The sequence below is a fragment of the Anabaena sp. UHCC 0204 genome, from assembly GCF_009711975.1.
Taxonomy (GTDB): Bacteria; Cyanobacteriota; Cyanobacteriia; order Cyanobacteriales; family Nostocaceae; genus Dolichospermum.
On sequence record NZ_VIKW01000016.1, the window covers coordinates 12,816 to 39,421 of the forward strand.

General features: G+C 38.6%; 26 protein-coding genes and 1 pseudogene. 5 read left to right on the forward strand and 22 right to left on the reverse strand.

Annotated features, from left to right (window positions below; translation table 11 throughout):
• Positions 1-2: 2 nt before the first annotated feature.
• Positions 3-152: pseudogene (locus tag FJR04_RS14335) on the forward strand (proton extrusion protein PcxA); the annotation flags it as partial.
• Positions 145-1,377: a murein transglycosylase A gene (locus FJR04_RS14340; protein WP_168495874.1), complete on the forward strand. Its 1,233-nt coding sequence runs from the start codon at positions 145-147 to the stop codon at positions 1,375-1,377. The pseudogene FJR04_RS14335 and the gene FJR04_RS14340, both read left to right, overlap by 8 nt.
• Positions 1,378-1,396: 19 nt before the next feature.
• Here FJR04_RS14340 and FJR04_RS14345 read toward each other — a convergent pair whose 3' ends face one another.
• From FJR04_RS14345 to FJR04_RS14380, 8 genes are all read right to left on the reverse strand, one after another.
• Positions 1,397-3,043: an ABC transporter ATP-binding protein gene (locus tag FJR04_RS14345; protein ID WP_168495876.1), complete on the reverse strand. Its 1,647-nt coding sequence runs from the start codon at positions 3,041-3,043 to the stop codon at positions 1,397-1,399.
• Positions 3,044-3,302: 259 nt separating this feature from the next.
• Positions 3,303-4,850: a mercuric reductase gene (locus tag FJR04_RS14350; RefSeq protein ID WP_168495878.1), complete on the reverse strand. Its 1,548-nt coding sequence runs from the start codon at positions 4,848-4,850 to the stop codon at positions 3,303-3,305.
• A 295-nt stretch (positions 4,851-5,145) separates the two neighbouring features.
• The gene (locus FJR04_RS14355; protein ID WP_168495880.1) at positions 5,146-5,682 is read right to left on the reverse strand and encodes a redoxin domain-containing protein; all 537 of its coding nucleotides are present in this window, start codon (positions 5,680-5,682) and stop codon (positions 5,146-5,148) included.
• 43 nt (positions 5,683-5,725) lie between these two features.
• The gene (locus FJR04_RS14360) at positions 5,726-6,556 is read right to left on the reverse strand and encodes a TVP38/TMEM64 family protein (RefSeq protein WP_371718005.1); all 831 of its coding nucleotides are present in this window, start codon (positions 6,554-6,556) and stop codon (positions 5,726-5,728) included.
• Positions 6,549-7,265: a TVP38/TMEM64 family protein gene (locus FJR04_RS14365; protein ID WP_168496038.1), complete on the reverse strand. Its 717-nt coding sequence runs from the start codon at positions 7,263-7,265 to the stop codon at positions 6,549-6,551. The genes FJR04_RS14360 and FJR04_RS14365 overlap by 8 nt, the downstream gene beginning before the upstream one ends.
• Positions 7,266-7,529: 264 nt before the next feature.
• On the reverse strand, positions 7,530-8,381 hold the full coding sequence (locus tag FJR04_RS14370) for a cytochrome c biogenesis CcdA family protein (protein ID WP_168495882.1): 852 nt from the start codon (positions 8,379-8,381) through the stop codon (positions 7,530-7,532).
• A 142-nt stretch (positions 8,382-8,523) separates the two neighbouring features.
• Positions 8,524-9,036 (reverse strand): thioredoxin domain-containing protein, encoded by a 513-nt coding sequence (locus FJR04_RS14375; protein WP_168495884.1) that lies wholly within the window; start codon positions 9,034-9,036, stop codon positions 8,524-8,526.
• A 28-nt stretch (positions 9,037-9,064) separates the two neighbouring features.
• Positions 9,065-9,508: a TlpA family protein disulfide reductase gene (locus FJR04_RS14380; RefSeq protein ID WP_371718008.1), complete on the reverse strand. Its 444-nt coding sequence runs from the start codon at positions 9,506-9,508 to the stop codon at positions 9,065-9,067.
• 403 nt (positions 9,509-9,911) lie between these two features.
• Between FJR04_RS14380 and FJR04_RS14385 the strand changes: the two genes are divergently transcribed.
• Together FJR04_RS14385 and FJR04_RS14390 are read left to right on the forward strand one after the other, a co-directional pair.
• Positions 9,912-10,517 (forward strand): sigma-70 family RNA polymerase sigma factor, encoded by a 606-nt coding sequence (locus FJR04_RS14385; RefSeq protein WP_168495888.1) that lies wholly within the window; start codon positions 9,912-9,914, stop codon positions 10,515-10,517.
• Positions 10,510-11,328: an anti-sigma factor gene (locus tag FJR04_RS14390; protein ID WP_168495890.1), complete on the forward strand. Its 819-nt coding sequence runs from the start codon at positions 10,510-10,512 to the stop codon at positions 11,326-11,328. Before FJR04_RS14385 ends, FJR04_RS14390 begins: the two co-directional genes overlap by 8 nt.
• Positions 11,329-11,393: 65 nt before the next feature.
• Here the strand turns inward: FJR04_RS14390 and arsS are convergent, their stop codons facing one another.
• The 14 genes from arsS to FJR04_RS14460 form a co-directional block, all read right to left on the reverse strand.
• The gene (gene arsS, locus FJR04_RS14395) at positions 11,394-12,407 is read right to left on the reverse strand and encodes an arsenosugar biosynthesis radical SAM (seleno)protein ArsS (protein ID WP_168495892.1); all 1,014 of its coding nucleotides are present in this window, start codon (positions 12,405-12,407) and stop codon (positions 11,394-11,396) included.
• 198 nt (positions 12,408-12,605) lie between these two features.
• Positions 12,606-13,574 carry an arsenosugar biosynthesis arsenite methyltransferase ArsM gene (arsM, locus tag FJR04_RS14400; RefSeq protein ID WP_168495894.1) on the reverse strand — a complete coding sequence of 323 codons (969 nt, stop codon included), beginning with the start codon at positions 13,572-13,574 and terminating at the stop codon, positions 12,606-12,608.
• Positions 13,575-13,672: 98 nt separating this feature from the next.
• Positions 13,673-14,479 (reverse strand): phosphate ABC transporter ATP-binding protein, encoded by an 807-nt coding sequence (locus FJR04_RS14405; RefSeq protein ID WP_254445290.1) that lies wholly within the window; start codon positions 14,477-14,479, stop codon positions 13,673-13,675.
• The gene (gene pstA, locus FJR04_RS14410; RefSeq protein ID WP_168495898.1) at positions 14,476-15,306 is read right to left on the reverse strand and encodes a phosphate ABC transporter permease PstA; all 831 of its coding nucleotides are present in this window, start codon (positions 15,304-15,306) and stop codon (positions 14,476-14,478) included. Before pstA ends, FJR04_RS14405 begins: the two co-directional genes overlap by 4 nt.
• A complete protein-coding gene (pstC, locus tag FJR04_RS14415; RefSeq protein ID WP_168495900.1) occupies positions 15,299-16,177 on the reverse strand; it encodes a phosphate ABC transporter permease subunit PstC in 879 nt (292 codons plus the stop codon). Before pstC ends, pstA begins: the two co-directional genes overlap by 8 nt.
• Complete coding sequence (locus tag FJR04_RS14420; RefSeq protein WP_168495902.1) at positions 16,134-16,985, reverse strand: phosphate ABC transporter substrate-binding protein; 852 nt, start codon at positions 16,983-16,985, stop codon at positions 16,134-16,136. Before FJR04_RS14420 ends, pstC begins: the two co-directional genes overlap by 44 nt.
• Positions 16,986-17,006: 21 nt before the next feature.
• The gene (locus FJR04_RS14425; RefSeq protein ID WP_168495904.1) at positions 17,007-17,312 is read right to left on the reverse strand and encodes a helix-turn-helix transcriptional regulator; all 306 of its coding nucleotides are present in this window, start codon (positions 17,310-17,312) and stop codon (positions 17,007-17,009) included.
• Between the two features lie 112 nt (positions 17,313-17,424).
• Positions 17,425-17,760, reverse strand: coding sequence for a hypothetical protein (locus FJR04_RS14430; protein ID WP_217359376.1), 336 nt, complete (start codon positions 17,758-17,760; stop codon positions 17,425-17,427).
• A gap of 470 nt (positions 17,761-18,230) precedes the next feature.
• Positions 18,231-19,178 carry an NAD-dependent epimerase/dehydratase family protein gene (locus FJR04_RS14435; RefSeq protein ID WP_168495906.1) on the reverse strand — a complete coding sequence of 316 codons (948 nt, stop codon included), beginning with the start codon at positions 19,176-19,178 and terminating at the stop codon, positions 18,231-18,233.
• Between the two features lie 260 nt (positions 19,179-19,438).
• Positions 19,439-20,761, reverse strand: a complete 1,323-nt coding sequence (locus FJR04_RS14440; RefSeq protein WP_168495908.1) for a CO2 hydration protein — start codon at positions 20,759-20,761, stop codon at positions 19,439-19,441.
• Between the two features lie 22 nt (positions 20,762-20,783).
• The gene (locus FJR04_RS14445; protein WP_168495910.1) at positions 20,784-22,286 is read right to left on the reverse strand and encodes an NADH-quinone oxidoreductase subunit M; all 1,503 of its coding nucleotides are present in this window, start codon (positions 22,284-22,286) and stop codon (positions 20,784-20,786) included.
• 77 nt (positions 22,287-22,363) lie between these two features.
• Complete coding sequence (locus FJR04_RS14450; protein WP_168496042.1) at positions 22,364-23,059, reverse strand: carbonic anhydrase; 696 nt, start codon at positions 23,057-23,059, stop codon at positions 22,364-22,366.
• A gap of 76 nt (positions 23,060-23,135) precedes the next feature.
• Positions 23,136-24,995: an NAD(P)H-quinone oxidoreductase subunit F gene (locus FJR04_RS14455; RefSeq protein WP_168495912.1), complete on the reverse strand. Its 1,860-nt coding sequence runs from the start codon at positions 24,993-24,995 to the stop codon at positions 23,136-23,138.
• Positions 24,996-25,297: 302 nt separating this feature from the next.
• Positions 25,298-25,492: a hypothetical protein gene (locus FJR04_RS14460; RefSeq protein ID WP_168495914.1), complete on the reverse strand. Its 195-nt coding sequence runs from the start codon at positions 25,490-25,492 to the stop codon at positions 25,298-25,300.
• Between the two features lie 312 nt (positions 25,493-25,804).
• Here FJR04_RS14460 and FJR04_RS14465 point away from each other — a divergent pair, with 312 nt between their 5' ends.
• Positions 25,805-26,605 carry a TdeIII family type II restriction endonuclease gene (locus FJR04_RS14465; RefSeq protein WP_168495916.1) on the forward strand — a complete coding sequence of 267 codons (801 nt, stop codon included), beginning with the start codon at positions 25,805-25,807 and terminating at the stop codon, positions 26,603-26,605.
• Position 26,606 lies beyond the last annotated feature (1 nt).

A 26,606-nucleotide genomic window follows, 5' to 3' on the forward strand; every position in this document is an offset into this window, starting at 1 on the left:
ATTGGGGATTACCAGCCAATCGTGATTTTATTTTCTTGTTTATTGCCACGTTTCCCATAATTTTAGATACGATATTTAAATACTGGATTTTCCGTTATTTGAATCGGATTTCTCCTTCTGCCGTTGCTACTTACCATAACATGAATGAATAGTCAAATATTTACTAGGATTACTATTAGCTTACCTGTATTAATTGCTGTTTTCATCGCCGGGATACAGCCACTGCACAATCAAGAACTCAGTTCTCCAGAATGTCGGTTAACAAAATGGAATTTACCAACATTAGCTAATCCAACCAAAAAGAAGTTACCTGTACTGATTTCAAGAGTTCCAGTTACTTGTTGTCAAGAAGATGTTTCTTGTCTAGATCAGGGGATTTATGAAGATAAAAAAGCTCTATTACAATCAATAGATTACAGTCTTAAATATTTGCAAACTCCAAGGGCGATCGCTGCTTATCAAAAATCAGAAATTACCAGAGAAAGAGTTTATCAAAGTTTGCAAAGGTTTCGTCAATTGTTGATTTCTACAAAATCTGCTCAAGCACTACAAGCAGCTATAGAAAAAGAGTTTGTTTTTTATCAATCTGTGGGTAGAGATAATCAAGGAACAGTTCTATTTACTGCTTATTATGAACCTTTATATTTAGCCAGTCGTCAACCTACAAAAGAGTTTCGTTATCCAGCTTATCGCTATCCTCCTAATTTAAAATCTTGGGCTAAACCTCACCCTAACAGATTAGAATTAGAAGGTGCAGATGGTTTACAAGGTGGAAAAGGAAAATTAAAGGGATTGGAGTTATTTTGGTTTCGAGACAGACTCGAACCTTATATGATTCAAATTCAAGGTTCAGGACGACTCAATTTAACAGATGGAACTCAAACAACTATAGGTTATGCAGGCAATACAGCCTATAATTATAGAAGTTTAGGAAGGTCTTTAGTAGATGATGGTAAATTGCCTTTAGAAGGGTTAACTATGCCCATTATTCTGGATTATTTCCAAAAATATCCCCAGGATTTAGATATTTATATTCCACGCGATCGCAGTTTTGTATTTTTTGAGGAAACCTACGGAAAACCAGCCCAAGGTTCTATTAGTGTACCACTAACTCCAGAGCGTTCTATTGCTACAGATAAATCTCTGATGCCTCCAGGGGCTTTAGCATTAATTCGCGCTCCTTTTCCCTATATAAATAAGAGTAATAAAATCGAACATCGGCTTGTCAGTCGTTATGTTTTAGATCAAGATACAGGGGGAGCAATTAAAGGCGCAGGGAGGGTAGATTACTTTTTAGGAACAGGTGAAGCCGCAGGAGAAAGGGCTGGGGTAACAGTCAGCAATGGACAATTATTTTATCTGTTACTCAAACCGTAGAATTTGGCTATTATCCTAACTAAACTCTTGCTAATAAAGGTGCAGCCGCTAAGAGGGTTTGGGTATAGGGATGTTGGGGATGGGCAAAAATCTGTTGTGTTTGTCCTAATTCGACTATTTTACCACCGTGCATAACTGCAATGCGATCGCACAAAAATCTTGCTAACCATAAATCATGAGTAATGAATAAGTAAGTGAGATCAAATTCAGATTTTAATTGCAACATCAAATCTAATACTTGTGTCTGCACACTAGCATCTAACATACTCACTGGTTCATCACAAATTACCAATTTAGGACGAGTAATTAAAGCGCGAGCGATCGCTACCCGTTGTTGTTGTCCCCCTGATAAATCGCTAGGATACCGCTGATAATATATTTCTGCTGGTGTTAATCCCACTTTTTCCAACATCCATAAAACTTGTTCTTTGGCTTTTGTAGAATTAGCTAAATTGTGAATTAATAAAGGATCAGCAATACTTTGTCCCACCGTCATAGCTGGATTTAAACAAGCATGGGGATCTTGAAACATCATTTGCATTTGTCTACGAGAAGAACGGATTTCTTGCCGCGACAAAGTAGTTAATTCTTGTCCTAAAAATTCAACTTGTCCTGATGTGGGCGGAATTAATTGTAAGATAGTTCTCGAAAGTGTACTTTTACCACAACCAGACTCTCCAACTAATCCTAATATTTCCCCAGGATACAATTCTAAATTAATCCCATCTACAGCTTTAATTGTTTGAACTGCACTTTTAAATAACCGTTCAAGAAAATTTGGTTCGATGGTATAATGTTGCTGAAGTTCGGTAACTTTTAAAATTGGTGATTGATGACTTTGATTGTGATTAGTTACCAATTGATCATCATTTTCTTTTTGAATGTGTAAAGCTGCTTTTAATAATGATTGAGTATATTCATGTTGGGGATTAGCAAAAACAGTTTCTGTTTGCCCCATTTCTACCATTTTTCCCTGATACATGACACCAATGCGATCGCAATATTCCGCTACCATTGCTAAATCATGGGAAATTAATAACAATCCCATGTTTTCTTCCGCGCACAATCGCGTTAACTCTTGGAGAATTTGAGCCGAAACTGTGACATCTAGACTAGTTGTGGGTTCATCAGCGACAATTAACTGAGGATTGAGAAGTAAAGCCAGAGCGATCGCTACCCGTTGACGCATTCCCCCGCTAAACTCATGGGGATACTGATTCCAACGACTAGCAGGAATTTTCACTTTTTCTAAAGTCGCTAAAGCCTTTTTCTTCGCTTGCTGTTTGGATAGTTCCGGTGCATGAGCTTGTAAAGTTTCCAGGCAATGATTACCAATAGTCATTAATGGATCAAGTCGCGTCATCGGATCTTGAAAAATCAAAGCAACCGCTTCTCCTCGAAATTTCTGCATCTGCATCGCAGTTAAATCTAATACAGAATCTCCTCGAAAAATTACTTTACCCTCAACACGGCTATTAGGTGGCAGCAACCGCATGATTGCCCTACCAATAGTAGATTTACCACAACCAGACTCTCCCACTAAACCCATTCTTTCACCGACTTGGAGAGTAAAAGATACATCATCAACAGCCCAGATTGCACCTTCCCCACTTCTTTGGGGATAAGATACACGGAGGTTTTCAACAGTAAATAAGGCTTCATTCATAGTTAATTATCAGCCTAGTGCGATCAGTTTTTATAAAATCGTCAATCTAGATCAATCTAGAATAGTCTATCAGGTTAACAAAAAACGGTGTTACATGGCGATAAGTATGCTGATTGCAGTTTAGTTGAGTACGTAATGGGAATATAAATCGCTCACTTGTTATTTATTTTTAATTACTGGATAAGGCATAATCATCAATATTTTCCTAAACTACATTTATCTTCATTTAAGATCCAAATAGGCTATTTTTAATGCCAGTTTAGGATAACTTGGTTAGTAATTCTAAGAAACGTTTAGATGTTGGTGTTAATAGAGTACGACGATAAGCATCTGCTGCTTTTTTAATAGCTTCTGCTTGAGTTGGGTAAGGATGAATTACACCAGATAACCCATTTAAACCAACCTTATTAACAATTGCTGTAGTTACTTCACTAATTGTTTCCCCAGCATGATGGGAGACAATAGTTGCACCTAAAATTTGATCTGAGCCTTTTTTGTGGATGATTTTCACAAACCCATCTTCTTCACCATCAGCGATCGCTCGATCTACACTACTAAAAGGAATCTTAATCGTATTAATATCAATACCCTTGTCTTGAGCTTCCTGTTCATACATTCCCACATGGGCAATTTCTGGGTCTGTAAATGTTACCCAAGGCATCACCACGCTACTAAGTTGAGATTTTCCGAAGCCAAAGGGAGAAAACAGAGTATTCTTAATCACAATTCGCGCTGCTGCATCAGCCGCATGAGTAAATTTCCAATCCATACAAATATCACCCGCAGCATAAATTTTGGGGTTCGTTGTCTGGAGGTAATCATTAACTTTTACTCCCTTTCTTTGGTCATACTCTACCCCAACACCTTCTAAATTTAAACCTTCCACATTTGGTGCGCGTCCAGCACCAACTAAAATATCATCAACAACAATTGACATTTTAGAACCATTGCTAAGAAAGTGAATCAACTTCCCTTCAGGAGTTTTTTTCACACTTTGTATTTGACTATTTAAAACTAACTGAATACCTTCGCGGATGAAAACATTTTGAACAATTTCTGCCGCTTCTCTATCTTCTTTATTTAAAATGTGGGAACTTTTATGAAACAAAACAACTTGAGAACCCAAACGTTGAAAAGCCTGAGCCAATTCACAACCAATTGGTCCACCACCAATTACAGCTAAACGTTGGGGAAGTTCAGTAAGTGAAAATACAGTTTCATTAGTCAAAAATCCAGCATCTTCAATTCCTTGAATTGATGGTCTTACGGCTCTAGCACCTGTAGCAATCACAGCTTTTTTAAAGCGAAGTTTTTGATTACCAACTTCAATAATATTATCACTCGCAAACCGACCGCCACCCAAGAAAACATCAACTCCCAACTTTTGAAAACGATGGGCAGAATCATGATGACTAATACCCGCTCTTAAACGGCGCATTCTTGCCATTACTGCCGCAAAATCAACATCTATTTTTTCTGGAGGATTAATTCCTAAAGCCTTAGCTGCCAAGATTTCGCCGACAACACGAGAAGAACGAATCATACATTTGGAAGGCACACAACCGACATTTAAACAATCACCACCCATCAAATGTTTTTCAATCAAAGCCACCTTTAATCCCACATCTAAACCTGCTGCACCTGCGGCCACAACTAATCCCGCTGTACCAGCACCAATCACAACTAAATCATAACAATCAACAGGTTGAGGATTAACCCAATCAGATGGATGAACATGAGAAATCAGTTTTTGATTATACTCATCCATTGGTGGCATCGTCACTTGGGAAAATTCAGAATTTGACATAAATTAACTCCTTTAATCTTTAAATAAGTAGGTGGGCGTTAAAAATTGTCGTTGGGGCAAGGGAACAGGGAACAGGGAACAGGGAACAGGGAACAGGAAGAGAGTTTTGGGCGATTTTACTTTTCTTCACATACCTTTAATTTTTTCTGCTCACCTACTTAAATAATCAGTCACCAAACATAAATAAAAAAAGTTTGTAGTGAGGACTTTAGTCCTCATAACCAAATAAAAAATATGGCTTAACAACAATATTTTTTTTATGCTGTTGTTGTATATTTTGGATTTTGAATTATTATTAATCTGTTCCCCGCACAGGATAATTCTTTTGTAAAATAAAGTCAATAGCAGAGAGCATATCTGATATAGGTGGACGACCAAAAGGTGAGCTATTGACAGCAGCATAGAAAAGTGTACCGTCTGGCTTAACTAAGAAAAAACCAGGTTCACAAAATAAAAGAGGTTCTTTCTCAAAAGCACCTTGGGAAATATAAAGTCCCCAACTGCGAAATAAATCTATGCTGGCTTCATAGCCAATTGTGAGATTTTTAATTCCCCATTCAGAGATTGATTTTTGAGCATCTGCTTGACTATCGCCACTAATAGCGATCGCTTCCACTCCAAGTTTAGTAAAATCTTCTAGAAGTCTTTCCAGTTCTGCTAAATAACTTTGACAAATTGGGCAGAACCAACCGCGATAAAAAATAATTAATGTAAAATTTTGGGGTTTCTGCTCAGAGAGTTTCCAAACTTTATCATCGAGAGTTTTTACTGCCAATTCAGGAACTTGAGTACCAGTGAGTAGTTTGATTGTTTTTGTTTCAGTCGTAGTCATATTTTCCTCTCATCTAAAAAGTAGTAAATCTGGATAGGAATTACTATAAAACTTCATCTTCTAACGCCTTACGAGCAACTTTAGTGACATAAATTGTCACAGCAACCGTAGCAATAAAGCCGATAATCCGAATTGCCCACTGGACACCGGGATTTCCGGGTTGAGATTCAGTACCAATGGTGGCAATACTTCCCGCTAAAGAACCGATATAAACATACATAATTGTGCCGGGAATCATGCCAATTGAACCCAGAACGTAGTCTTTGAGGGAAACTCCAGTTACGCCATAGGCATAGTTCAACAGGTTGAAAGGGAAGATAGGAGAAAGCCGGGTTAACAGGACAATTTTCAATCCTTCTCTACCCACAGCTTCATCAATCGCCCGAAATTTACTATTACCTGCGATTTTCTTAGCCACCCAACCCCTAGCCAAATAACGTCCGACTAAGAAAGCTGCGGCTGCTCCTATAGTTGCACCAATGAAGACATAAAGTGAACCCATAACCACGCCAAAGACAACCCCTGCACCAAGAGTCAAAATTGACCCTGGCAAAAAGGCGACGGTGGCAATGATATAAAGTAAGATAAATGCCAATGCTCCTACAGCACCAAGACCATCAATCCATTGCAAAGCATTTTTTAACCATACTTGGGGATTAAATCCTGGAGTGTTTTGAGCCGATTCTTGTCCAAAAGCTGGTTCTGTGGCAAATACTAAGGTAATGCTAAATGCAAATAGTATGAGGACAGCAAATTTAATCAGCTTTTGCCAGTTTTTAGTTGAGATATCTGCGATAGTTCTATTTTGATCTTGAGGAACTATCAAATTAATCAATCCTGGTTGTAACATGGGTGATTTCTCCTGATTAAACATTTGTGTTTAAAGCTTTTTTGGCTAGGCGTGCTAAATAAATAGTCAGTGCAACTGTAGCTATCAATCCCACCCCCCGAATTAACCATTGCATAATTTGGGTTTCTGGACTGTTGAACTGATTCGGTTTTCCTAGCATAGCCAAATCGCTAACCAGAGAACCAAGATAAACATACATTACAGTGCCGGGAATGATACCAAAAGAACCCAAGATATAGTCTCTCACAGAAACCTGAGTCACACCAAAGGCGTAATTTAACAGGTTGAAGGGTAAGATGGGGGAAAGGCGAGTCAGGAGGACAATTTTGAAGCCTTCTTGAGCTACTGCTTTGTCAATTGCTTGGAACTGAGGATGAGTCTCAATCATTCTGCAAATTGCTTTTCGACACAAACAACGGCCAATGAAAAAAGCCCCGGTTGCGCCCAAAGTTGCCGCAATGACAACATAGATTGATCCCCAAACTAAGCCGAATAATACACCTCCACTCATGGTTAACAAAGCACCAGGGATGAATAGTATCGTTGCTATGTTGTAAATGACTATAAATGCGATCGCTCCCCAAGAACCGAGACTTTCCACCCAATTTAATGAAGTCCGTAATAGTTCTTGAACATTAAATTTTTGAATAGTAGCGATCGCCATAGCAACTAAACTACTAATCAGCAATAGTTTGATTTGGGAACTGAATCGGCGTTTTCTCGGTTGGTTCATTTCATTGGTTTTTTCTTGGTCATTTTTTCCCATGTAGGGGCGAAGCATTCGGGCGATAAATTCTCGATTTTTTCCATGTAGGGGCGAAGCATTCGGACGATAATTTATCGGTTTTTTCCCATGTAGGGGCGAAGCATTCGGGCGATAAATTCTCGGTTTTTTCCCAAGTTTATTTTCCGAATGCTTCGCCCTTAGATCGAATGCTGATGCTTCCAGTCCCGTCATGAATACGCCCCTACGACTCCTGACTCATGCTGTATTGTTCTAACTGCCAACAAACCATTGAGTCCCCGTAAATAGGTAATATGCCCCAGTCAGGATCAGCGCCATACTACCAAAGCGGATAATTCCCTCAGAATGTTGTAACAACTGCTTACTTTGTTTAGCCAGTCCTGTAAATAAACTAGCTAGGAAAATCAACAGGGTGTAGCCCAAAGCGTAGCTAACCATCGTCAGCGTCCCCAATATCTGCGAACCTGTTGCCGCTGCTGCTGCCAGTACCGCAAATAACACCGGACTAGCACAGGGGGAACTCACCAAAGCAAAGGTCAAACCCACTCCATAAGGACCAGCTTGGGGCAAATTCACATTCATCTGTGGTAGGGGAATATTTACTACTCCCATCAACCACAAACCCATTACACCCATAATCAATCCCACAACAATATTGATATAGCCTCGGTACTCCACCATTACAGTGCCGGCAAAAGATGAAACCAAGCCAAACATACTTAAAATTGTCACTGCTCCCAGGACAAACAAGCCAGCTTTAATAAAAGCATCCCCACGAGATTTAATATTTAATGTGCCGATGTAACTGAGGTTGACCGGCAAAAGTGCCAAGATACAGGGGGAAACACTAGCAAGTACCCCACCAATAAACGCCAAAGGTATCAACACCAAAGGATTTCCTGTGTCCTGTTGATCAAACCACTGCTGATAACGGTTTTCGACAATGGAAATGACTCGTTCAATCGGGTGACTAATCACTGATCCAAGGGTGATCACCAGAACTAGGGTAAATAATCCTAATCCAGCGTAAATTAGCCATTTTTTTGAGATTTTAGAACGCTGGAAAGAGGTTTGTTCTATTGACGATTGAGGTATTTGTTTCATGGATTTCTTCTGAAGTCAATTCATCTAAGCAAAGCAAGGCGCAATTTATTTTTGGGGTTGGATAATGGCGGAATTAATTATGTTTCGCGCAAAGACGCTAAGGAGCAAAGTTTGAGATTGGGAATTTTCTAATTTCATGGGTTTATTTAGCTAAAGCGACATCAAGAACTGTTTTATAATCTTCTAAATTAGGATTATTGCGGTGTTGTGCTAATACTTTTCCTGTTACAGGATCGATGATTGTGAGCATTCCTGTTTGAGATTTGTTTGCAGCTAAAAATTCACTAAGTCCTAGTTCTTTTGCTTTAGCTTCTGCTTGGGCTGTGGTGGATTTATCGCTAACATCCAAAACTACGAAATGAACTTTTCCGTTATAGTCTTTTTCTAATTGTGATAATGTTGGAGCAATATTTTTACAGGCAGAACACCAACTAGCAAATACATCTACTAATACTGGTTTATCTTGGAGTTGTTTAGCTAAAGGAGTTCCTAGAGATTTGGCTTTACCTACATTGGGATCTTTTTGAGCAACATCTGTAGTTGATGGAGCTTGATTTTGAGAAATACTATCTGATGTTTTTGGGCTGCATGATACTGTCAAAATCAATCCGCCTAAACACAGTAAATTTAGTAAAATTTTGGTATGTTTGTACATTAGTTTTTCTCCTCAAGTTTGATTTCAATTACTTTTTGGCTAAAGCTGTTTTGAGTATTTTGGTGTAGTCTGCTTTATTAGCATTGTTTTGGTAAATTGCTAAAATATTGCCAGTGGACGGATCAATAATAGCTACAGTGCTGGTTTTACTCTTATTAGCTTTTAGGAATTTACCCAAACCTAATTTTTTCGCCATTGTTTCTGTCTGTTTTAGTTTGGCTTTATCAGTTACATCCAAAACCACAAAGTTAACTTTGCCGGAATATTCTTGTTTCAATTGCGACAGAGTGGGGGCAATATTTTTGCAGCCACTACACCAAGTAGCAAACACATCTACTATGACTGGTTTCCCCTGAAGTTCTTTAGCTAGAGGTCCGCCTACAGAATTGGTGGTAGCAGTAGATGGTTTTACCTGAGCAATTTTTGTGATTGATGTTTCAGTTGCAGAAATAGTAGCTGAGGTTGTAAACATTGAGGCAGTAAAAACTAGGCTGCTCAAAGAAATTTTCAGCAAGGAATCTATATATTTAGACATTAAATTTTTCCTGTTCTCAATATTGAATTGCAAGACGCTACCACAATCGCCTGGGAGTGCATTTTGTGCTTGTTCTCCTCAAAATCGTAATTGCAATGGCCAATTGTGGGGCATCTATCTATAAGACGAGTGATTATGAAAACTGGATTTAATTAAATCCCATTTATTGATAAATTTTTTTTGAGAGTATCCAATCCGATCACCTGATATCAGTCGTCATCAGAATAGATGGTATTTTCTAGAGGAAAGAGTTGCTTGTTTGATTTTTGGAGAAAGGTAATGAAACAAAGCTTATCCCTTACTTGCTCTGGCATATATTTATACCTGTTTTTGCAACAGCATGGAGTCTAACCTTCCCCAGTCCAATTCTCAAGATTTGTCATCTTCTACAGATGAAGCTTTGTTTATGGCGCTCAAAAATGGCGATTCTTCGGCATTAAGCGTTTTGTTCAATCGTCATGGTCGCTTAGTTTATGGATTAGCTCTGAAAATTTTGGCTGATTCCCAAGAAGCTGAAGACTTGACTCAAGAAATTTTTCTCACACTGTGGCGAAAAGCATCTAGTAATCCAGATTGTCGCTTTTTTGTGCGCTATTTGGTAACGGTCACGCGATCGCGGGCAATAGATAAGTTACGCGCTCGAACTAGACAACTCAAACTTGTGGAACGCTGGGGACAAACAATGACAAATGAAGCAACACCAGAGTCTACACCCGTTGAACAAGCGAGTTTTGCAGAGCGAGCAGAGCGAATTTACAATGCTTTAGCACAACTACCCGAAAAACAACGTCAAGTCATCGAACTCGCTTATAACCAAGGATTAAGTCAGTCAGAAATTGCTAAACAAATTGATATTCCTCTGGGTACAGTTAAAACCTGCACTCGTCAAGGATTACTAAAACTCAAGCGCATTTTACTAGATTCTGATTTATCAATATATGAATAAATCTTTTGATTCCGAATATATAAATAACCTAGCTGCGGGGTTTGTCGTTGATGATCTCACCCCTGAAGAAGCTGAAGAGTTTCGACTATTAATTGATGAACATCCAGAACTGATTACTGAAGTTGATGATTTGCAGGAAGTTCTACGACAAGTATTAGATGGCTTTACTCAAGTAGAAGCACCAGCCCATCTACTACCCAAAATTCTAGAACAAGCTCAAAACTCTGCTCATCAAGCTACTGTACAAGAGATTAAAGTTCAGGAAATTAACAAGTCAACGCCAACACAAAAACCACTCCCATGGAGAAGAATTTTTGGTAGCATTGCTGTACTATGTGCAGTAGTTCTAGGGCTTGATAACTATCGGCTACGACAAAATCTGGGTATAATCACAGCAGAAAACCAGCGTTTAGTTCAGGATTTCGCTCAAGCTCAAGTTGTGAAATCCATGCTCCAAAATAATGAAACGCGACTGTTTACTTTTAAAGGAGTCAACTCCACAGACGTGGCTTCAGGGAGTATAGTTATCAATCCTGAACAACAAAAAGCGGTAATGCTTTTTCAAAATCTTCCCGCTCCACCTCCTGGTTATGTCTACTTATTATGGACAGTTGTTGCTAGTGAGAAGTTACCCTGTGGTGAAGTCAAGCCATATCTTTGGGGAAATGCTGCCTATGAGTTACCATTTACAAATCAAATGTACAAAGAATTTTCTCACCCAGAATTTTCTGGGATAATTGTCACCTTAGAAAAAGATCCAAATGTCTCTCGTCCCACCGGTACTATCATCATGAAAAGTTCACAAATTTGACATCCAATCCTGTTGGGTTAAGCGACAGCAAAACCCAACAAATGCTGATAAATTTTGGGTTTAGATCAAATTAAAGTACCGCCACAACTAGAACCAGAACCAGCAGTACAACCGTAACAGTAATTTGCAGTTCTGATATTTTCGATTAAATCTAATGTCCCAGCAGTCAATAATTTATTAACAGTTAACATTTCACCATCATGAGTTTTTGATGGTAGATTTTCCATCTGATTAAAGTCACAATCATAGACATTACCCAGATAGTCAATAGAGAGTTCATCTCTACACATTAAATGCTCAACAGTAGTAGAGTTAAAATTAGATTCCAGAAATTGCAGATAAGGTCTGTGTAGTTCTTTGCGTTCTAAATATAACTTAGTTCGTCCAATTGGCAGATTTGTAATTGCGAATAAGTTGTTAAAACAAATCCCAAAATGTTCTTGTAAGAACACCTTGTAATCTTGTTCCAGACTAGCTTGATTAGGAGTGAGAGAAAAGTTGGCTGTAGCCGGAAGTTGAGGATTATAAACTAAGTCAAGGATTAAATTGGGGTCTTGACCATAACCAAGACGATTCAGCCATTGCAGAGCGCGAATTGAGGCATCATACACACCATTTCCCCGCATTTTATCAACATTGTCAGAGAGATAGCAAGGTAAAGAAGCCACAATTCTGACTTGATTTTGAGCGCAATAATCAGGAATATCACTAAACCCTGATTCAAAATAAATAGTCAAATTAGAGCGCACAATTACCTGTTTGCCATTAGCTCGTGCCACCTCTACAATTGGTTTAAAACCATAGAGCATTTCCGGAGCGCCACCTGTCAAGTCTACAAATTTAATTTGGGGAAATTTCTCAATTAATGTAATTAATTGCTGACAAACTTCTGGAGAAAGTTCTTCAGTGCGTTTGGGACTAGCTTCCACATGACAATGACTACAAGCCAAATTACAACGTTTTCCCAAATTGATTTGTAAAACAGTAATTTGCTTTTTTGTTAAAGGTAAATTCAGCTTTTTTCTAAAAGGTGTGATGACTGAATCTAAAGCTAAAGGAATTACTTTTTGCTGAACCATTTTTAATCTTAATTCTAAGCTAAAAAAAAAACTAATTACGTAAGTTGCTAGTTAGGGAAATTGTCAGAATCATGATTTACAGGATTTAAGGATGAACAGGATTAAGACTGAGATTTTATCACCAATTACCCATTACCAATTACCCATTATCAGCCTTAACTAGATGACTAGCAACTTGGGTTAATTAAGGAAGAATAACTAACAACAACCGCCACCATTGTAATGCCAAGTTGAATCTGTAATCAGTATTTCTTCTGTGTGTAATGCAGCTAATTTTGCAGCAGTTTTATCACATACAGCCGCAGGGATTCCTTCTTGGAGAATGTGTCCAGCTTTGTCATCAAAAAATGGTTCTACTCCAGTGTAAATAGCTGTTTTACCTGTAAAAATACAAGCACCATCTTCAGGAATTGGCACATTAAAAGCTACAGAATCGAGACTTTCTAATAGTAAATGTGATTCTAAACCATAATTTTGGCGATTGAGGATACGGTAAGGACGACGCGCTCGAATTTCTACCTGACCAAAGCCAGCATTAACAAGATGTTCGATATACTGCTCGTAAGTCATTGCTCCCGATAGGCACATAGCCCGCAGTCGTTCATCATTTTGCAGATGTTCAGGAATAGGACGAGTAGCAATGGGATCGCTCATCAGTAAGCGGCCATTGGGCTTTAAAACCCGAAAAGCTTCTTTTAAAGCTAAGTGTAAATCTGCTGGTTTAAAAATATTAAATAGACAATTTTGTGCTACTACATCTACAGAAGCATCAGGAACAGGTAAAGCAAAAGCATCTCCTTCTCGAATTTCCACAAAATTCGGCTCAAACCAAGGATTTTCTTGAGCAGCAAGTTCTAAATTACGAATTGCTGCTAACCGCATAGCTGCTACAGGCTCAATTGCAATCACTGACCCTGGACGGCGGGAAAAGTAAGCAAATTGTAGTGCTTCCAAGCCACCACCAACACCTACATACAGTACAGTTGGGTCGTTAGCTAGTTCTGTGGAATGAACCGTTGTACCGCAACCATAATTCATTTCCTGCATCTGGATGGGAATTTTTAGTCCAGGTAGCTGTAGAGGACTGCTTTGGACACAACATAATCCAATTTGTGGTGTTTCGGCGACTTCACTATAAAAGTTAGCGGTTGTTTCAAGATAGGTCATGAGAATTTTCTGGTGATATGACAGGAAAAGTGTGCTGTTTGGTAATTTTAAAGGGCTTTATTATTAAGACGAAGCTGAAGCCAAAATGGATGTGAAGACTACCCACGAATACCATTCAGATATGCAGATGTTAAAGTGTACTGCGGGGCGGTAAAAATCTGCTCGACTGTTCCATATTCAATTAATCTTCCCACTTCTGCTTGTACCCAAAATAGGGCAGCGTAATCGCCAATGCGTCTAGCTTGAGCAAGGTTGTGGGTGACAATTACCACTGTGTAACGTCCCCGCAGACTGGCAATTAAATCCTCAACGACTCCACTAGAAATCGGATCAAGGGCGCTACAGGGTTCATCAAATAATAAAACTTCTGGTTGCAAAACCAAAGCACGGGCAATACATAATCGCTGCTTTTGTCCGCCAGATAAAGATAAGGCAGGAGTATTCAGTCTATCTTTAACTTCGTTCCACAGTCCGACATCTTGCAGTGTGGTTTCAATCAGCCAATCGAGTTTTGCGCGGTTTTTGATGCCGTGTTCTTGTAGGGGAAATGCCAAATTCTTCCAAATGGAGAAGGGGAAAGGATTAGGCTTTTGGAAGATTGTCCCCACACGCCGACGGAGGGTAATTACATCTACATCGTTATTGAGTATTTCTGAATCATCTAAGCGAATACTACCCGTAATTTTGGTGTGAGGTATCAAATCAGTTAAGCGATTCAGACAACTCAAAAAACTACTTTTGCCACAGCCAGAAGGTCCCACCAATGCGGTAATTTTACCTGCTGTAATTGGCATAGTAATATCTGTAAAAGCAGCTTTTTTATCGTAATATAAACTAAGTTCCTGAATGTGCATTGAAGGCAGAGATAAGTGAGAATTTTGTCTAAGTTGAGATTTATTGATCAAGATGTAATTCTCCCTGCTAACAAAAATTGGGCTATCCATGTTGCTATACCATTCACCAGCAACAATAAAATCAACAGTACCAAAGCAGATGCGTAGGCGTTAGCATCTCCCCCGGCCACATTCATGGATAAATCGAAAATATGAACCGATAGCGATCGCCCAGAATCTAGTAATGACTCTGGCATTCGATCTACATAACCACTGGTAAAAATTAGTGCTGCTGTCTCAGCGATCGCTCTGCCAATTCCCAATACCAAACCCACAATTAACCCCGGTGTCGCTGCTGGTAATAGCAGTTTCCATAATGTGGTGGTGCGTGATAATCCCAAGGCGGCCGCCCCTAACCGATATTCCACCGGCACAGCCCGAAATCCCTCTTCTGCGGAACGAATCAATATCGGTAACACCATACAAGCCAACGTCAACCCCCCAGACAAAATCGAAAAGCCTAATCCCAACTTAATCGAGAAAAAGGCGTTACCAAATAAGCCAAACACAATAGATGGTACTCCTGCCAATACATCCAAACTACGGCGGATTAAAAGACTAAATATACTTTCTGTTGTGGTAAATTCAGCCAACAGTACTGCAGTACCAATGCCGAGGGGAAGAGAAACCGCCATACAAACCCCCAATATCAAACAAGTAGAAATCAGAATTGGGGCAATTCCCCCCTCACGTCCAGCATTTCGCGGTGCAGTTGTCAGAAATTTCCAAGATAGCTGCCCGACACCATGCCAGATAATATCGCCTAAAATCCAGCAGAAAATGGCGGTGACAAAGAGAGCGATCGCCCAAAAAATCAAGGTAGGTAATTTTTTAGCCATAGATGTTTCTCCTGCTTATCCCCTCGGAAACGCCGACTAAAGAGGCGATCGCCACCATCAGCAATAAGCCACTCACAAACAATGCTGAACGGTGATTACCTGTGGCATAAGCCATTTCTAAAGCGATATTAGCGGTGAGGGTACGAACAGGATCAAATAAGCTTTTGGGAGTCTGTACGACATTGCCGCAAACCATCAAAACTGCCATTGTTTCCCCAATAGCCCTTCCTGTTCCCAAAATCAAACCAGTAAATAAACCAGATTTAGCCGCAGGTAAAACCACGCTTCTAATTGTTGCCCATTGAGAAATTCCCAAGGCGGCTGCACCCTGTAGATATTCCTGGGGGACTTGGGCAAAACTGGCGGCTGCTGTGAGTGCGATTGTGGGTAGAATCATTAATGTCAAAATAGCGATTCCTGCTAACAGGCTAGTTCCTGGTGGTTGCAGTTTGCCAATCAGTGGCACGAGGACAACTAAACCCCAGAAACCGTAAACTACAGAAGGAATTCCTGCCAGTAAATTAATTAATTGCCGATATAATCCCCCAACCAAAGGAGGCGCATAATACTGACAAAATATTGCCGAACTAATGCCTAAAGGTGCAGCGAAAATTACTGCCCCGATTGTTACCAAAAGACTTCCCCACAGCATTGGCAGCAAATTATAGAATCCTTGAATTGGATGCCAAGAGCGATCGCTAACAAAACGCCACCATCCTAAATGTCGCAGGATCGGCAATGCTTCCAGTAATAAAAATCCGGTAATTAGGACAACAATAATACCTGTAATTAGAGCAAATAACCGTAATATCCACAGGAAAACAATATCACTTTGAGATGGGGACAAAATCCTGTTTTTTAACAATGTCATGGACTTGTGGCGATTGTGCAAACTCGATAAATGCTTGATCTAAGCCTTGGGGCTGGGTTTTAGTCACCAAATTTAGAGGACGGGAAAGGGGAAACGTCCCATTCTGGATATTCTCTGTGGTAGCTGTGACTCCATTCAAGGGCAATAATTTAATCGGAACGCCATTATTGATACTAAATTCAGCCGTACCAATTGATACGTAACCAATGGACTGAGGATTACCTGCTACTGTCTTAATACCTTGCTGATTGTCTCCAATCACAACTGATGCTTTGATATCGCTATTCTTGAGTTGGAAGTAGTTCAGAAACAGTTCTAGGGTGGAACGTCCCTCAGCTTTATTGACAACGGTAATCGGTGCATTTTTGCCGGTAATCTGTTGCCAGTTGTTAATTTTACCCGTGTAAATATCAATAACTTGTTGATTTGACAGGGATTTGACTGGATTTTCCTTATGTAAAATTATGCCAATTCCGTCACGGGCGATCTCAAAAGCTTGTAAATCTCTTTCTTCCTCTTTGAGGCTACGAGACACCATCCCAATATTAGCAACACCTGTACGTGCATCGGCAATACCGCGAGATGAACCTCCTGTTTGCACATCCACTCGCACATCAGGATGTTGAGATTCAAATAGCTTACCCATTTCTGCTGCTAATGGTGCAACTGTACTAGAGCCTGTTAAAACTAACTTTCCTTGTAATTTATCGGTTGCTTGATCGGTTATTTTTGAAGGTTGCGTACAAGATTGTAGTCCTAAGCAAATTGTCAACCCAACAGTAAATGTTAGATTTTTGAGTTGTTTCATCGAAAAATTGCGTCTAAATTTTTACTCAAAGGAGAGGAGACAACAGCCTAAATCAATTGCTTTACCAGTGTTGACTTGTCGAATCGTCGGTACAAAATGGTAAAGTACGGACTTACCATCTCGTATCGCTTCTACAAAACCTGCTTCCCGCAAGATTTTTAAATGGTGGGATAACAAACTCTGCTCTAGCTTCAAGACAGCATTCATTTCTCCAACGTGTTTAGGACCTTCCATGAGAATTTTCAGAACAGATAGACGAGTTGTATCTGCTAAAACTTTGAGTTGACTGGCGCAAAAATCTGGAGACGATATGGTTTTTGAGTTCATCGTTCATCATGAATATGATCTGAATAGCTATTGATATGAATTTTTTTTCAAGCCTATCATAAATGGTGATACGAAGCTGAAACCAAAATGGATGTAAAGCCAGCAAAAAATACTACTTATCAATAGTGTAGAGGGTATCTAAATCTTTGAGATAGTACAGGGTAAAGCAAGCAGCTAACATAGGCCAGGCAGCGAAAAATAGCAGATTCTCGAAGGGATCAAAATATTTCCGAAAGGATGAGAAGGTGGAAACAGAATGGAAAAATAGCACCAATAAGTAAGTCCACCGCTTTTGGAAACCTGCGACAAATCCCAAAATTATTACAAGCTGAATTGTTCCAATGATGTAAATTGGGATATTGCTTAGTCTACCAATTAAATAAAAATTCTTAAAGATTGCTGCTGCATGATCAGGCTTTACAAATTTATCTAAAGTCCACATCAGCATGACAACAAATACGCTCAGTCGTAGTAAGAGTAAAGTAACAAGTGATTGAGAGCAGATTGTTCACGAATAATAGTTGCCAAAGAGGGAATATTCCCAAGTTGAGAAATCCGGTCACGGACATACTCAAAAAAGCTTATGATTTTGTTTCACGCAGAGGCGCTCCAGTCACAGAAAGTAAGAGTTTGAAATCATTGATTTTTCAATTTCACACCATAATATGGCTATCGCCACGCAGGCTATCAGCAACGCCAAATTTAACATCTCTACAAGGGTTTAGTTAATAACGTAAGTTGCTAATTGTCAGAATTAGGTGGTTATCGAGTTTCGACTCCGCTCAACTACCGCGGAGTCGAGATAATTTACAGGATTTAAGGATGAACAGGATTAGGACTAAGATTTTATTACCAATTACCAATCACCAATCACCAATTACCAATTACCAGCCTTAACTAGATGACTAGCAATTTGGGTTAATACAAAGTCTTCACCCATTCCCATTCCTGGGTTAAGCCATCTCGCAAAGATACTTGGGGTTGATAACCAAGTATTTTCCGGGCTTTGGATACGTCAGCAGCGGTGTGACGGGCATCTCCCATGGCTTTTTCAATATGGTTGCGTTTGATGGGTTTACCGACTATTTCCGCCATTGTATCTAAGACTTCCGCTAATACTACCCTGCTACCACCGCCAATGTTAAAAATTTCGCCTACAGCTTCTGGTACAATAGCAGCAGCTAAGTTAGCAGCGATCGCATCACTGACAAAAGTAAAATCCCTGGTTTGTTGTCCATCACCATAAACAGGAATTGCCTCATCTGCTAACACTGCTTTAAAAAACTTATGAAATGCCATATCTGGGCGTTGTCTGGGTCCATAAACTGTAAAATATCTTAAAGCCACAAACGGCACACCAAAGTTTTTATGATATAACATTCCCAAGCGTTCAGCCGCTAATTTAGTAATACCATAAGGTGACACGGGCAAAGGTTTAATTTCTTCGTTAGTCGGTAAAGTTTCGGCATCACCATAAATACTAGATGTAGATGCAAAAACTAACCTTTTCAAGTTTTGAGCATCCTTAGCAGCTTCTAATAAAACTTGTGTAGCGTTAATATTCCGTTCTGTATAAGCCCGAAAACCCTTACCCCAACTTGCTCTGACTCCCGCTTGTGCCGCTTGATGATAAATACATTCTACATCCAGCAGCAGTTTTTGCCAATCTAAAAATTGAATATCCCCTGCCACTAAAGTAAAATTAGGTGAATCTTGAAAATTAGCAATATTTTTCCGCTTTAACAGTGGATCATAATAATCATTAAATTCATCAATGCCAATGACTTCATTTCCCTGTTTTAATAATGTCTCAGCTAGGTGAGAACCAATAAAGCCAGCAACTCCAGTCACAATAATTTTATTCATGTTTCCGATTTTGTAATTGGGGTGTAATTTTCTTTAACAAATTAATCCTAACTATTTATATAGCATTTCTTAGTCTAACGAGGTACAAATTTATCTGCGTTCATCTGCGTTTATCCTCTTCCATCTGCGGTTAATTCTTTCTTGTTGTATCTCACTTGAATGGGAATTGCTATATATTTTCCCATACATACTATTGTAATACGCACAATACCCGATTTATTCAATAAGTCGGGTATCTATTTCTATGTCTTCAACAAATTCTATCTATAATCCTGTCGTTGAATATCTCGTAATCTCGCTGCATCACGCATATTATAATCAGTGCGAGTAAAGCGATCTAACTGCATTTCAAAGAATTCTCTATTTGCCTGTAAATGCTGGGGATTTTCATCATCTAAAGGATATAAAAGGGCAGTTCTCAAAGCTTGAATTACCGCAGATGTCACATTATACATAGAACGTTGAAAAGTAACCCCCAATTGAATGAGAATATCTTCTTCACCACGACAATATTGTTGATAATAATCAACTAGATATTGAGGCAGAAAATGCAACATATCTTGCATTAATAACGTGGGAGGAATACCAGATGTACCAACAGGAAATACATCAGCATAAAGAATCCCATAATGGAAGTCTTTTTGATCTTCCGGAACTTGTCCTGCTTGGGCATTATAAGACTTTGTACCTCTAAATGGGGCTGTGCGATAAAAAACAGCTTCTACATAGGGTAATGCGGCTTCATATAGCCAAGTAAAACCTTTTGATTTGGGAATGATTTCATAGCATTCACCATCAATATAAACATGATGATAAATAGGACGACCGGCGATCGCAAATATGCCATTTATGAGAAAATTCATAGCATCAGGTACACCTTTGAAACCACCTTCATCATAAATATCGGACATTTCAAAAAATACTGGTGCCATGACTTCCCAGAAAAGTCCTAAGTTAGAATAATAAGACATCATTCGGCACTGTTCCAAGAACATATCTGGAAACAGTTTATAAAGTCCTAACATTAAGGGATTTTTCCGAAAATAAGCTTTAATGGCTTTATCAGCATTAGCTTTATATTCTTCTGAATCTAAGTAAGCATCAAATTGGTTAACTGGTGTATACATTTGGCGATGCCAAAACATGGCTCGCATACAAGCTTCGGCAAATTCCATATTGATTCTGTCATGGAATAAATGATGGAAAATCTTTGGCATTTTGGAGGTTTCACCTTTTTCCATAAATGCCAGAAGTTCAGGATGTGCAGTAGCTTCACCCCGCCAAATTCTTAAATCAGCATCATCTCCTGCATAGTGATTATGTAAGTCTAAATACTCTTGGGGTAAGAAATATTTAAAAGCGGGTAAAGGATCTAAAAATACTCTTTCAGCAATGTAAAGTAAGTCTCGCCAATAGAAATCCATCGGTACAGCATAAGCTTTATAAATACCGATAATTTGCATGAGGTTTTCGGGTGTATCTGGCAACATTGAACCGCCAGCTTCTAAGCGATGAATAATTTCTGCAAATTCGTGTCTTGAAGGTGGGATTTTGGTAGTTGGTTTTTCTGGAGTTTGTACCATTTTGATTATTTCCTTTTTAAAGTTACTTCAACGCAATTTCAGCAATTACGGTTTTTTCAATAGGGGGAATTGCGGCTACCATTGCTGTAGTTGTGGTTTCACTCCAACGCACTAACCAAACTGGTTGTACTCCCAAAAAGATAATTAGAGATGCCAAAATGAGTGCGGGTACTTTTTCTGCCCAGGATACTTGAGGATAATAGGCTAAGTTATTTTGCAGTTTACCAAAGCAGGTACGGTTGAGAAGAATTACAAAATAAACTGCGGTTAACCCAGATGCGACTACACATAAAAGTGTGGGAATTGGGAATGTTGAAAAACTGCCTTGAAAGGAAATAAATTCGGCAATGAAACCTGTTAAACCGGGAATACCAGCACTAGCCATGCCACTTAAAACCAGTAAGGCACTAATTAAAGGTAAACCGCGAATTGGACTCATTAAACCATTAAGTTTGTCTAATTCTCTTGTGCCAACTTTGAGTTCGATAATTCCGACTAAATGGAAGAGAATAGCCAGGATAATTCCATGACTAAACATTTGGGCAACTGCACCAACTAATGCTAAAGGTGTGGCGGCTGCGGCTGCTAGTAAAATATAGCCCATGTGTCCGATAGAACTATATGCTACCATGCGTTTGATGTCTTTTTGAGCGATCGCTACTATTGCCCCATAAATCGCGCTAATTGCCCCCCAAATTGCTAAAGTCGGGGCGATAATCTGCCAAGTTTGGGGAAACATTCCTAAACCAAATCGCAATAATCCATAAGTTCCCAGTTTTGCTAATATTCCCCCTAACAAAATAGCGATAGGTGCGGAAGCTTCAACATAAGCATCAGGTAGCCAAGTATGGAAGGGAATTAACGGAATTTTGATGCCAAAACCTAAGACTATTCCAATTAGTAATACTAATTGCATTCCCGCAGAAATGTTTTGTGTCGCCACAGCATCAAAAGCAAAACTCCGAGAACCAGTTAACCACACCATTCCTAAAAATGTGGCTAAAATTAAAGCCCCAGAAATGGCTGTATAAATCAGGAATTTCATCCCCGCATAGGCTCGTTTTTCTCCTCCCCAAATGGAAATTAGTAGATAAAAGGGGATTAATTCTAATTCATAAAACAGGAAAAACAGGAGTAAATTTTCTGATAAAAATGCACCGGCAACGCCACCACTGACAAACAAAATCAGGGAATAGAATAAACGGGAACGTTCTGTATCTTTACTACTGCTATAAATAGCTATCCAAGTTAATAAGCTATTTAATACCAACATTAATATTGATAGCCCGTCAACTCCTAATTGATAATTTAAACCTAGTGTTTCATTCCAAGGGATATATTCTTGAAATTGCATTCCAGGAGTGCTGAGATCAAATTTCAACAAGATGAAAATATTCCATAGCAAAACTAACCCTGTAACGGTTAAAGATGCTAATCGAATCCGACTCGCAGGAATATCTTTTGCTGGATAAAAGCCGATGATTATAGCGGCTATAATTGGTAGCCAAATTAAAACACTCAACATAATTTTTTTTAATTGACAATTGAAAATTGATAATTGACAATTGGTAATAATAGCAATTACCAATTGATTTAAATGAATTAGCTAACTAAACTGACTTTGCCGGTATCTAAGTCGTAATAACCACCAACTATTTGAAGTTTGTTCAATTTGATTAATTCCAATAGCACTGGTGATGCTTTTAAATTATCAATTTGTACTAAAATGTTGGCTTTACAGGCGTTTTCTAATCTATCTCCAGGTTGCCCTTGAGATTTTTCTACACCAGGCTTAATTGCCTCTAATAAACTACCAATTTGTCCTGGTACTTGTGCGCCTTTGATTGTGGCATCTACAGCACCACATCTTTCATGGCCTAATACCATAATCACTTTCGCACCTAATACTAAGCTGCCAAATTCTAGGCTACCAATTTCTTCTGGTGTGGCAATATTACCAGCAACACGACAGACAAATAAATCTCCTAAACCTTGATCAAAAACTATTTCTGCTGGGACTCTGGAATCTGCACAACCAAGAATAGAAGCAAAAGGTTTTTGTCCTTTGGCAACTTCTCGTAAGCGTGTAGAACCTTGATTTCCATAGCGACGTTTTCTGTTCGCAAATCTATCATTACCATCCATTAATAATTGTAAGGCTTCATCCGCAGAAATGTTATTTTGGGCTACGGCTGGTTCAGGTGTAATTAGATGGGAAGAAACTGCAACGGCGACTCCGGCACTAATTATGCCTGTACCTATTTGTAGTAAATTGCGGCGAGAAAGTTGTTTGTTAATCAATGGATTATCCTTCCGATGATTTGGATGACAATTATTATTTTAAATTATCATTGGTAATCTAAATCATAGATATTTAAAAAATTAAATCTATGAGTTGAATTCCCCAAAAAGGCCATGTTACACAAGCACCTAAAAATCCGACTCCTAAGAGAACTGTTAAGGCATAAAATTGAGTTTGTCCATTGTTGCTATATTTCAATCCTTCCCCACCTAATAGAGAAAATAAACCTACAAAGTTGACGATACCATCAACTACAAATCTATCCAACATATCGGCAAATTTGGAAAGTTGGGCAACACCGAAAATAATGGTAACTTTGTAAAGTTTAGGTGTATAAAAATCGTAAGCAAGTAAATCTTGTAAACCTTGCCAAGGTAAACGAATTGGTTTAGGAATGTTGCCTAAATAGATGACGCTGCTAAGACTACAACCAAAGATACTTGACCAAATTAATAGTAGTGCGACATCTTTATTTAATGTTGCCCAATCGGGAAGTAATGATAAACTTTGCAATACTAAAGGTAGATGTAAAACAAAGCCAGATAAAATCATCATTGGTAAAACCATTAACCATAAGGCTTCAGGACAACGTTCACTCATTTGTTTGGGTTTACCTCCAAAGATTAAACCAAATTCTCTTGTTAAACTGAATGCAGTTAAGGCATTTACAACAATAACTATTCCTACTAAAATTGGTTGTGTTGTCCATAAACCATCAGCTAATTTAAACAACGCCCAAAAACTACCTAAAGGGGGAAAACCAATTAAACCCAATGTACCGACAATAAATGCTAAACCGGAGATGGGACGACGTGACCACAATCCACCAAGTTGGGTAATATCTTGGGTGATACTGTTCCAAACAATTCCGCCGGTACTCATGACTAACAATGCAGAGGCGAGGGCATGGGTGAGGACTAATAATAGTGCGGCTTCGTCTTGCTGTGTGCCTACGGCAATAAATACCAATCCCATGTAAGCACTAACAGAGTAGGATAAACAGCGTTTAATGTCAATTTGAGCGATCGCAATTAATGAAGCACCAATGGCTGTGACTGCGCCAATAGCAACTATTGTAGAAGATGCTACGGGGGATAAACTAAACACAGGTTGCAATTTGATTAGTACATAAGCACCACTGGCAACTACCACCGAACTCCGCAAAATTGTACTAGGAACGGGTCCCTCCATGGCCTCATCTAACCACAAATGCAAGGGAAACTGAGCGCATTTACCCATTGGTCCGGCAATTAATCCCAAACATACTAAGGTAATAATTGTGGGGTCAACATTCGCCGTAGCCGCCCATTCCGCTAACTCTGCATAATTCCAAGTTCCTGAAAGTGTCCAAAGTCCCAAGACACCCATTAATAAAAACAAGTCTCCTACCCGTTTGGTTAAAAAAGCATCTCGCGCCCCAGTTACTACTAAGGGCTGACTAAACCACAAACCTACTAATAAGTAAGTTCCCAAGGTGAGGATTTCCAGAATTACATAACTGAAGAATAAATCGTTACACAAGGCTAAGGCACAAAGACCAGCTTCAAATAATCCTAATAAGGAAAAGAAACGTCCCCACCCCCAATCCATTTCCATGTAACCAATAGCAAATATCTGCGCCAGGAAATTCAAGCCGGTAATAACAATTAACGCCCCAACACTGACGGCAGAAATCTCTAAATTAATGGTCAGGTCTAGACCTGCTGTAGATAACCAACGAATAAATACTTCTTGGGGTGGATAATTCCAAGTCGCTGGGAAAGCCAGGACAGCATGAGAAAATGATAAAAAGGTCATGACCACATTGACATATCCCGCTGGTCTAGGACCTGTTTTCCGAATAATGCCCGGCGACCAAGGTATGGCTAAAAGCCCACCAATTAAAGCATAAATAGGAATCAGCCAAACAGTGTCTAGAAAATACTGAGCCATTCAATTACCTCTATAGTTTACAGCCAAACTTAAAGAAAATACATTAATTAGCGTTGATCCCCATCCACCTAGTGATGATAGATCAGAAAATTTATTTTTGCTTAATATTGTTAGATTTAGCTTACCGTTATCTGGGTCAAAAAGAAATTATTTAATTAGACAAATCTGCGATGCTTCCGCTAAATAATTCTTATCTTTCCAGGAATTGAAATATCAAATAGTAACTATAAGTATCAATCTATGGATTTATTTTTGAATAGTATATGTAGTCGGAAGGGGCGGCATTTTCCACCCCGTCTTATTCACACTTTAGGGATTATGTCAAGCTGCAAATTAGGAAAATTACTTTCTGCAATGATTACTGGTATATTGATTTGGCTAATGGGTGCTGGTTTCATATCCCGATAATCGAGGATTTGGACAACAATGAGGTAGGCGATCGCTAAAAGTATAGAAATTGCACCTGTAATAATTGCAACTATTTGAGAACGGTTCATGAGTGTTTCCTGCAAATTAAGTTATTGTTACCTTTCTATATCCACATTGCCATAAACTCTGAAATCAGTTCCATTTGCCAAAATATATCTGAAGCTGATAAGATAACGACAACAAAATAACAGCATATAGCAATAAATTAATATGTTTAATTTAAAAGCGATTAAAGTGTTCGCAGAGTGTGTGCTTTGGCACTCAGCGATCCACAGAAATTTCCCAACAAATGTCATATTTTCTTTGACGACAAAATCAGCTATATGTCTAAACTAGTTTTTTCGCTTACAAATACACAAACACATCATAATAATTGAATTATGGATGAGTATATTAAACAGATAATTAAAGAAAATCTCAAAAAATCAATTAGGAATTTTTTCAAAGGTAAGAAAATAGAAAATTACCAAGTATTAGATGATATTTTCCCCAAAGAAAGACGCATACGTTCTCTGATTGGTGGACTAGAAACAAGTTTAGGAACAACTTGTTGGGAACCTATAGCCAAAACTTTAGCAGAATTAAATGGATTTGAAATCATTACCGAAAAAATATTACGTCCTCAACCATTTCCTAAAGAATTAGATATTGAATTAAACAAATTAATTTATGAACGTGAAAATAAACATAATGGAAATATGATTTGTACTCAAGAATGCATACACCGCCTTAAACAAGCTGCTGTAAAAATTAATCCTGAAGAAATTATTAAATATACATCTCCTCCTTCTGGAACAGGAGTAGATATTCACTTTTCAAAAAATTGTATTGAATATATTTTTGATATTAAAACCACACAACCAAATCAGGGTGGTTTCAAAGGATTTAACAAACAAATTCTAGAATGGTATGCTTACAGATTTGCTAAAAATCCTGATGCTAACTTAGAAGCGCGTATTGCTATTCCTTTTAATCCTTTTAAAAAATCTTGGTATGAAAAGCAAAAAAGTATGTTATCTAGTTCTCCTCTAGATATTACCCAAGATATATGGGTTGAAAATGAATTTTGGGATTTTTGTTCAGGAAAGGAAAATACATTTGAGGAGTTACAATCACTTTTTGTTGAATTAGGACAAGAAAACTTTGCAGCAGAATTTCATGATATTTTTTATTCAAATTAGT

Bases quoted from the DNA above. Each gene is read 5' to 3' on its own strand.
- FJR04_RS14340 (WP_168495874.1), top strand. From the start codon at position 145: ATGAATAGTCAAATATTTACTAGGATTACTATTAGCTTACCTGTATTA.
- FJR04_RS14345 (WP_168495876.1), bottom strand. From the start codon at position 3,043: ATGAATGAAGCCTTATTTACTGTTGAAAACCTCCGTGTATCTTATCCC.
- FJR04_RS14350 (WP_168495878.1), bottom strand. From the start codon at position 4,850: ATGTCAAATTCTGAATTTTCCCAAGTGACGATGCCACCAATGGATGAG.
- FJR04_RS14355 (WP_168495880.1), bottom strand. From the start codon at position 5,682: ATGACTACGACTGAAACAAAAACAATCAAACTACTCACTGGTACTCAA.
- FJR04_RS14360 (WP_371718005.1), bottom strand. From the start codon at position 6,556: ATGTTTAATCAGGAGAAATCACCCATGTTACAACCAGGATTGATTAAT.
- FJR04_RS14365 (WP_168496038.1), bottom strand. From the start codon at position 7,265: ATGAACCAACCGAGAAAACGCCGATTCAGTTCCCAAATCAAACTATTG.
- FJR04_RS14370 (WP_168495882.1), bottom strand. From the start codon at position 8,381: ATGAAACAAATACCTCAATCGTCAATAGAACAAACCTCTTTCCAGCGT.
- FJR04_RS14375 (WP_168495884.1), bottom strand. From the start codon at position 9,036: ATGTACAAACATACCAAAATTTTACTAAATTTACTGTGTTTAGGCGGA.
- FJR04_RS14380 (WP_371718008.1), bottom strand. From the start codon at position 9,508: ATGTTTACAACCTCAGCTACTATTTCTGCAACTGAAACATCAATCACA.
- FJR04_RS14385 (WP_168495888.1), top strand. From the start codon at position 9,912: ATGGAGTCTAACCTTCCCCAGTCCAATTCTCAAGATTTGTCATCTTCT.
- FJR04_RS14390 (WP_168495890.1), top strand. From the start codon at position 10,510: ATGAATAAATCTTTTGATTCCGAATATATAAATAACCTAGCTGCGGGG.
- arsS (WP_168495892.1), bottom strand. From the start codon at position 12,407: ATGGTTCAGCAAAAAGTAATTCCTTTAGCTTTAGATTCAGTCATCACA.
- arsM (WP_168495894.1), bottom strand. From the start codon at position 13,574: ATGACCTATCTTGAAACAACCGCTAACTTTTATAGTGAAGTCGCCGAA.
- pstA (WP_168495898.1), bottom strand. From the start codon at position 15,306: ATGGCTAAAAAATTACCTACCTTGATTTTTTGGGCGATCGCTCTCTTT.
- pstC (WP_168495900.1), bottom strand. From the start codon at position 16,177: ATGACATTGTTAAAAAACAGGATTTTGTCCCCATCTCAAAGTGATATT.
- FJR04_RS14420 (WP_168495902.1), bottom strand. From the start codon at position 16,985: ATGAAACAACTCAAAAATCTAACATTTACTGTTGGGTTGACAATTTGC.
- FJR04_RS14425 (WP_168495904.1), bottom strand. From the start codon at position 17,312: ATGAACTCAAAAACCATATCGTCTCCAGATTTTTGCGCCAGTCAACTC.
- FJR04_RS14430 (WP_217359376.1), bottom strand. From the start codon at position 17,760: ATGCTGATGTGGACTTTAGATAAATTTGTAAAGCCTGATCATGCAGCA.
- FJR04_RS14435 (WP_168495906.1), bottom strand. From the start codon at position 19,178: ATGAATAAAATTATTGTGACTGGAGTTGCTGGCTTTATTGGTTCTCAC.
- FJR04_RS14440 (WP_168495908.1), bottom strand. From the start codon at position 20,761: ATGGTACAAACTCCAGAAAAACCAACTACCAAAATCCCACCTTCAAGA.
- FJR04_RS14445 (WP_168495910.1), bottom strand. From the start codon at position 22,286: ATGTTGAGTGTTTTAATTTGGCTACCAATTATAGCCGCTATAATCATC.
- FJR04_RS14455 (WP_168495912.1), bottom strand. From the start codon at position 24,995: ATGGCTCAGTATTTTCTAGACACTGTTTGGCTGATTCCTATTTATGCT.
- FJR04_RS14460 (WP_168495914.1), bottom strand. From the start codon at position 25,492: ATGAACCGTTCTCAAATAGTTGCAATTATTACAGGTGCAATTTCTATA.
- FJR04_RS14465 (WP_168495916.1), top strand. From the start codon at position 25,805: ATGGATGAGTATATTAAACAGATAATTAAAGAAAATCTCAAAAAATCA.